The sequence below is a fragment of the Pseudonocardia pini genome (genome assembly GCF_013870575.1).
Taxonomy (GTDB): Bacteria; Actinomycetota; Actinomycetes; order Mycobacteriales; family Pseudonocardiaceae; genus Pseudonocardia; species Pseudonocardia pini.
In genome coordinates this window covers 1-6,384 of the sequence record NZ_JACBXB010000290.1, presented here as the reverse complement: position 1 = coordinate 6,384, position 6,384 = coordinate 1, and the positions used below count along the sequence as shown (strand labels likewise).

8 protein-coding genes are annotated in these 6,384 nt (G+C 73.3%); 4 read left to right on the top strand and 4 right to left on the bottom strand.

Annotated features, from left to right (window positions below):
• Nucleotides 1–124 precede the first annotated feature (124 nt).
• The 3 genes from H5J29_RS17190 to H5J29_RS17180 all read right to left on the bottom strand — a co-directional run bounded on the left by H5J29_RS17190 (nucleotide 125) and on the right by H5J29_RS17180 (nucleotide 2,104).
• Entirely contained in the window at nucleotides 125–307 is a 183-nt protein-coding gene (locus H5J29_RS17190) for a hypothetical protein (RefSeq protein WP_181781966.1), read from the bottom strand.
• 181 nt (nucleotides 308–488) lie between these two features.
• Nucleotides 489–1,442, bottom strand: coding sequence for a carbohydrate kinase family protein (locus tag H5J29_RS17185; RefSeq protein WP_312858276.1), 954 nt, complete (start codon nucleotides 1,440–1,442; stop codon nucleotides 489–491).
• A gap of 221 nt (nucleotides 1,443–1,663) precedes the next feature.
• Nucleotides 1,664–2,104, bottom strand: coding sequence for an SRPBCC family protein (locus tag H5J29_RS17180; protein ID WP_181781965.1), 441 nt, complete (start codon nucleotides 2,102–2,104; stop codon nucleotides 1,664–1,666).
• 32 nt (nucleotides 2,105–2,136) lie between these two features.
• Between H5J29_RS17180 and H5J29_RS17175 the strand changes: the two genes are divergently transcribed.
• From H5J29_RS17175 to H5J29_RS17165, 3 genes are all read left to right on the top strand, one after another.
• Nucleotides 2,137–3,135 (top strand): CobW family GTP-binding protein, encoded by a 999-nt coding sequence (locus H5J29_RS17175; RefSeq protein ID WP_181781964.1) that lies wholly within the window; start codon nucleotides 2,137–2,139, stop codon nucleotides 3,133–3,135.
• Between the two features lie 25 nt (nucleotides 3,136–3,160).
• On the top strand, nucleotides 3,161–4,264 hold the full coding sequence (locus H5J29_RS17170) for an alpha/beta hydrolase (RefSeq protein ID WP_181781963.1): 1,104 nt from the start codon (nucleotides 3,161–3,163) through the stop codon (nucleotides 4,262–4,264).
• Nucleotides 4,265–4,385: 121 nt separating this feature from the next.
• A complete protein-coding gene (locus H5J29_RS17165) occupies nucleotides 4,386–4,952 on the top strand; it encodes a hypothetical protein (RefSeq protein WP_181781962.1) in 567 nt (188 codons plus the stop codon).
• On the opposite strand, the gene H5J29_RS17160 is transcribed toward H5J29_RS17165, so the two are convergent.
• On the bottom strand, nucleotides 4,937–5,743 hold the full coding sequence (locus H5J29_RS17160) for an enoyl-CoA hydratase/isomerase family protein (protein ID WP_181781961.1): 807 nt from the start codon (nucleotides 5,741–5,743) through the stop codon (nucleotides 4,937–4,939). The two genes, H5J29_RS17165 and H5J29_RS17160, sit on opposite strands and share 16 nt — an antisense overlap.
• Before the next feature lie 169 nt (nucleotides 5,744–5,912).
• On the opposite strand from H5J29_RS17160, the gene H5J29_RS17155 reads away from it, so the two are divergent.
• Nucleotides 5,913–6,384 (top strand): sigma factor (locus H5J29_RS17155; protein ID WP_281376022.1); only part of this gene is annotated, 472 nt, incomplete at its 3' end.

Below are 6,384 nucleotides of genomic sequence, written 5' to 3'. Positions count from 1 at the left end.
GTCCGGCCGGTGGCGGTGACGGCCCCGGTGGTGATCAGTCCGGCAGCGACCAGTCCGGTGGCGGTCGGTCCGGCGGGGACCAGCCTGGCAGTGATCAGTCCGGCGGCGATCAGCCTGGCAGCGATCAGTCCGGTGGCGGTCGGTCCGGCGGCGTCGAGCCCGGCGGCGACGAGCCGAGCTCGAACGACCCCGACAGGTCCTCCGACCCCGACAGGTCCTCCGACCCCGACAGGTCCTCCGACCCCGACAGGTCCTCCGACTCAGACAGGTCCTCGGCGGCGACCGACGACCGGAGCGGGAGCGACACGGAGCCAGAGGGCTCCTCCTGAACTCGCGGGTGGCGGGGCGATGGGTACTGGGGCCGTCCCGCCCCCGCGAACCACGTGGGCGGCGGCGGTGCTGGGGAGCCCTCGCCGCCGTCCACGTGTGTGCTCACCGTTCGCGGTACCCGAACCGCGCTGCAGCGGCTCACGCGCCGCGATGCGGGATCATCGCCCGAGGGCCTCGGCCAGGTCTGTGGCCGTGGGAGGTTGGGCGCCCCGGCGCGAGCAGGTGATCGAGGCGGCGGTGACGCACTCCTCCAGCACCTCGTCGAGCGGCAGCGGCGCGATCTCCCGCAGCGCGGCCCGCCGGGCGGGACCGAGCAGGTCCCGCCGGTGCAGCCCGGCGAGCAGCGCGGCGGAGAACGAGTCCCCGGCGCCGACCGTGTCGACCACCTCGACCGCCCGACCCGGGGTCGAGGTGCGCAGGCCGGAGGAGGTCCCGGCGAGCACCCCCTCCCCGCCCAGGGTCACCGCGACCAGCGCGGGCCCGCGGGTCAGCCAGTCGTCGAGGATCTCACCCGGCGGGGTGCCGGGCAGCAGCCAGCGCAGGTCCTCGTCGCTGACCTTCACGACGTCCGCGATCGCCAGGAGCTCGTACACCCCCGGCAGCACCGCTGCGGGATCGCCCATCAGCCGCGGGCGGGCGTTGGGGTCGTAGCTGATCGTGGCGGTGGCCGCGGCCTTCGCGAGCAGCTCGCGCAGCACCCCGGCCCCCGGCTTCTGGGTCAACGCGAGGGACCCCGAGTGCACGGCGACCACGTCGTCGAGCACGCCGGACAGCTCCTCCGGCCGCCACTGCCAGTCGGCGGTGCCGTCGATCCGGAAGTCGTAGTCGGCCACCCCGTCCGGTCCGACCTCGACGATCGCGAGCGACGACGCCTCGGTCGCCTCGACCACGTGGGAGAGGTCGACGCCGTTGTCCGCCAAGTGGGCCCGCAGCCGTCTGCCGAGCAGGTCCGTGCCCAGCCGGGCCAGCATCCGGGCAGGCACGTCCAGTCGGGCCAACCCGACCGCGACGTTGGCCGGGCTCCCCCCGGGTGCGAACTCGAAGTACCCCTCGGCGGGCGCCGGGACGACGTCCACCAGAGCCTCGCCCGCGACCGCGATCACATCCGCCACGCGGGACAGCGTGCCAGGCCCGTCAGGCGAAGGCGACTCTCGGCGAGCTCCCGCGCGGGCACGTTTCGTGCTCTCAGCGCGGTCGCCGCAGCGCTGAGTGCACGCAACCCGCGATCAAGCAGCGCTGAGAGCACGAAACGTGCGATCAAGGGGCGGCCAGAGCACACAGATCGCGATCACGCAGCGCTGAGAGCACGAAACGTGCGATCTCGGCGAGCGGGTCAGCCGACGGTGGACGCCAGGTTGCTCAGCACACCGTCGTAGATCCGGGCGAGGCCCTTGGGGGCGAAGGTCTTCTCGAAGAAGCCGCCGATCCCACCCGCGCCGTTCCACGTCGTGGTGATCGACACCAGGCTCGCGCCCTCGCCCGCGGGGGCGACCTTCCACGTCGTCACCATCGAGGAGTTCAGGTCCTTCTCCACGACCGTGTCCGGAGTGGGCTGCGTGACCTCGGCCTTGACGTGCCGGGTGCGCTTCTTGGTCGCGTGCAGCTTCCACGTCGCGGAGGTGCCGTCACCCAGCCCACCGGAGAGCACCGCGTAGTCGGTGTACTGCTCGGTGAGGATCTTCGGTCGGGTCGTCGCGTAGTCCGCCACGGCCGCCACCACGGCGTCGACGGGGGCGGGGACGGTTCGCTCGGCGGTCGCGGTCACCTGTGCCATGCGCCCATCCTGCCCTCTGGTACTCCTGACACGTGCGGAGGATCCCGGTCGTCGTCGTCGCCGGGTTCCTCGGCGCGGGCAAGACGACCCTGCTCAACCATCTCCTCGCGCACTCGCTCGACGCCCGGATCGCCGTGGTGGTCAACGACTTCGGGGCCATCGGGATCGACTCCCTGCTGGTCGCGGGGTCCGACGGCATGGTCTCCCTGGGCAACGGCTGCCTGTGCTGCGCGACCGGCGAGGACGGCGTCGGGCCCCTGCTGGAGCGGCTCACGAGGCGGCGGGACGAGATCGACGTCATCGTGATCGAGGCCAGCGGCATCGCCGAGCCCGGCACGCTCGTCCGGCTCGTGCTCGAGGCGGCGAACCCGCAGCTGGTGTTCGGCGGGTTGGTCGAGGTGGTCGACGCCGTCGAGTTCGAGCCGATCCTGCGCAGGCACCCGCAGGTGGAGACGCACGTGGGGCTCGCGGACCTGTTGGTGCTCAACAAGGTCGACCGGGTCGACCCCGGGAAGGTCTGGCGGGTGCGCAGGCTGCTGCGCGAGATGAACGCCCTCGCGCCGATCGTCCCGGCGAACCACGGGGACGTCGATCCCCGGCTGCTGTTCGACATCGAGGTGGTCCCGGGCCGCCAGCTGATGCTGGGCGAGCAGACCGAGGGCCACGAGCACCACCTGCACGCCGCCTACGACTCCGTCTCCTTCACCACGGAGGCGCCCCTCGACCCCCAGCGCCTGCGCGACCTGCTCGACCGCAGGCCGGCCGGGGTGTACCGGATCAAGGGCATCGTGGCCTTCGGCGTGCCCGGGCACCGGCAGCGGTACGTGCTGCACACGGTGGGCAGGTACGTCCGGTTCCGGCGCACCCGCTGGGGCCCGGGGGAGGAGCGGCGGACCAGCCTGGTCCTCATCGGATCGGGGATCGACACCGCCGCCGTCGAGGCCGAGCTGGCCGCCTGCGTGGCCGATGCGGACAGTCGCACCGACCCGGACGCCATGCTCCCCGTACTGAGGTACACGTTCGGTGGCTGATCCTACTCGCGCGTAACATCGAGGTGTGGTCACGCGCTCCCTGCGGGTCCTGGTGCTCCGACTCGCGATCCGGTTCCTGTTCGGACTGCCCCGTCCGGTGAAACGGCTGCTCGCAGGCCGGGAGGTGCGCCTGGACGGCCAGGTGCTCGATCTCGACCTGCAGCTGCTCAACCGCGCCACCGGCTGGCTCGCCCGGCTGAACGCCGCGCAGGTCGGGATGGCCGCCCTCGCCGAGCAGCGTCGTCAAGCGGACGACGCGGCCGAGCTGGCCGCCGAGGGCGTGTTCGACGACGTCGTGGCCCGCGACCTGGAGGTCGCCGGCGCGGTGGGGCCGATCCCGGCCCGGCTCTACACGCCCCCGGGCGTCGACGGGCGCTCCGGACTGCTCGTCTACTTCCACGGCGGCGGGTTCGTCTACGGCTCGATCGCCTCGGCCGACCCGCTGTGTCGGCTGCTGGCCGCGCAGGCCGGGGTCCGGGTGCTGTCCGTGGAGTACCGGCTCGCCCCGGAGTTCCCGTACCCCGCCGCGCTCGACGACGCCGTCGCCGCCTTCCGGTTCGCCCGCGAGCACGCCGAGGACCTCGGCGCCGAGCAGACGCTGATCGCGGTGGGCGGGGACAGTGCGGGCGGCAACCTCGCGCTGGTCGTGGCGCACCAGCAGGCGGTGGCGCAGCAGCCGGTGCCCGCGTTCGTCGTGGCCCTGTACCCGGCCACGGACGCCGACCGCAGCGGCGGCTCCCGGGTGGCCTTCGGCTCGGGGTTCGGCCTGACCTCCGCCGTGCTCGCCGAGATGGAGCTCATGTACCTGCCCGAGGGCGTCCCGGTGGACGACGACCGCGGTGCGATCCTGCGCGCCAAGGACCTGTCCGGGATGCCCCCGGTCTACCTCTCGACGGCCGGGTACGACCCACTGCGGGACGAGGGGGAGGAGCTGGCCGAGCGGTTGCGCGAGGCCGGGGTCCCCGTCGTCGCGAGGCGGTTCGCCGGGCTGGTCCACGGCTACGCCAGCTTCACCGCGCTGAGCCGGGCCGCGCACGACGCCACGTTCGACGCCGCCAGCGCCCTGCGCGCGGGCCTCGCCCTCACCGGGTCCGGCCGCGAGACGAGGCCGGTGCTGCGCTCCGCCTGAGGCCTCGCTCACGTTTCCGGCACGTAACAGGGGTGTCATCAGTTTCGATGATGTCGGTGGTGGCCCCTGGTGGGCGGTCGCCGCACGTCCCCAGTCGGTCCGCACGTCGTACGAGGCAGTTGTGAGCACGTCCCCGCAGTCCGGTTCCTCCGAGCACCGACTCCCCACCCTGGTCCGCACCCGCGCGGGCTACCGGGTCTTCGATCCCGAGCTGGTCGCGGGCACCCGCTACCAGATCGACGACAGCGGCACCCTCGTGTGGACGCGCCTGCCTGCCGGGTCCGTGGCGCTGTCCGTGCTCGCCGCGGGCGCGGGCACGGCCCTCCTGCTGGGCGGCGGTTGGCTGCTGAGCCTGCTGTGGTTCGCGGCGGGCGTCGTCGTCGGGGCCGGGCTGGCCGGTCTCGGACTGTCGTTGGTCCACGTCGTCAACAGCCCGGAGCGTCGCTACCGGAACCGCACCGGCGGCGCGCCCTACGCCGCGGACGTGACCGACCGCGGCTCCCGGCCCTGGCAGCTCTGCGAGCAGGCCGAGCGGCTGGCCGCGAGCCGGTCCTGGGTGGCGGGCCGGGTGGACCGCGAGCGCAGGCTCCCGGCGTTGCTCTGGGCGGGGGTGCAGGGCTCGGGCGAGGCGGCCGCGGAACTCGGCCGCCTGACGGACCCGAGCGTCCGCACTCACCCCCAGATGTAGTCCGGCGCCCGCTTCTCGAGGAAGGCCCGGGCCGCCTCGGCGCGGTCCGCGGTCATGCTGGAGAGGATCTGCTGGCGGTTCTCGAACTCCACGGCGCCCGTGAAGCTCGTGTTCTCCACCGAGGCCCACATGCCCTGCTTGGTCAGCTCGACCGAGAAGGGCGGGTTGAGCAGGATCTGCTCCGCCTCCTCGATCACCAGGTCCATCAGGTCCTCGGGTTCGGCGACCTGGGTCACCAGCCCGATCCGCAGCGCCTCGGCGGTGTCCCACCGGCGGCCGGTGAGCATGAGCTCGTGGGCCCGCCCGGTCCCGACGATCCGCGGGAGCAGCCAGGACAGCCCGATGTCGCAGGCCGAGAAGCCCGCCCGGATGAACCCGACGGCGAACACCGCGCCGGTCGCCGCCATCCTGATGTCGCTGGCCAGCGCCAACGCCAGCCCGCCACCCGCCGCCGGCCCGTTGATCGCCGAGATCACCGGCTGCGGGAGCTGGTGGAGCTGCACGGCCAGCCTGGCGATGTCCCGCTGCCGGTCCAGCCCGCGGATGGGGTCGATCCGCGGCTGCGGGTCCTCGTCCGCGCCCTCGTAGCCGGTGAGGTCCAGGCCCGCGCAGAACCCGCGGCCCGCGCCCGTCAGCACCACGACGCGGCAGCTGCGGTCGGTCGCGATCTCGGTCAGCACGGCGGAGAGGTCCGCGACCAGCTCCGCGGTGAGGGTGTTGAGCCGGTCCGGCCGGTTCAACGTGATCCGGACGATCCCCTCCCGGGGTCGGTCGATCTCCACCACGGACACGGGCGCCTCCTCGACGAGATGAACGAACGAACGTTAAACCGTCGTGGCCCGTGTGCACCAGACCGAGCGCGGGTCCCGTCCGGTGAGTACCGTCCCGCTGGCGCCGACGATGGCGCCGGGTGAAGCAGACCGCCCTCGTGATCGGTGCCATGTCCGCCGAAGGAGGGCCATGTCCGTCGTCGCGACAGGGGTCGCCCCGTCCCCGCAGGACGAGTACGCCGAGCTGATGCCGGACCTCGAGCGGTACGCGGCGCTGAGCCCCACGGATCCCGAGCGACGGGCGCTGCGGGACCGCATCGTCGTCGGCTACCTGCCGGTGGTGGCGAACCTGGCCCGCAGGCACGGCCGCGGCTATCCCGGCGGCATCGAGGACCTCGAGCAGGCCGGGACGATCGCGCTGATCACCGCCGTGGAGCGGTGGGACCCGGCGCGCTCCCGCGGGGACTTCCTGTCCTACCTGGTGCCGTGCGTGCGCGGCGAGATGCTCCGCTACTTCCGGGACCGCACCTGGTCGATGCGGGTGCCGCGCAGGCTGAAGGACCTCGGTGTGGGCATCCGCCGGGCCACGGGCCCGTTGTCCCACCGGCTCGGCCGCGCGCCGAGGCCGAGCGAGCTCGCCGAGTACCTCGGCGTGGACGGCG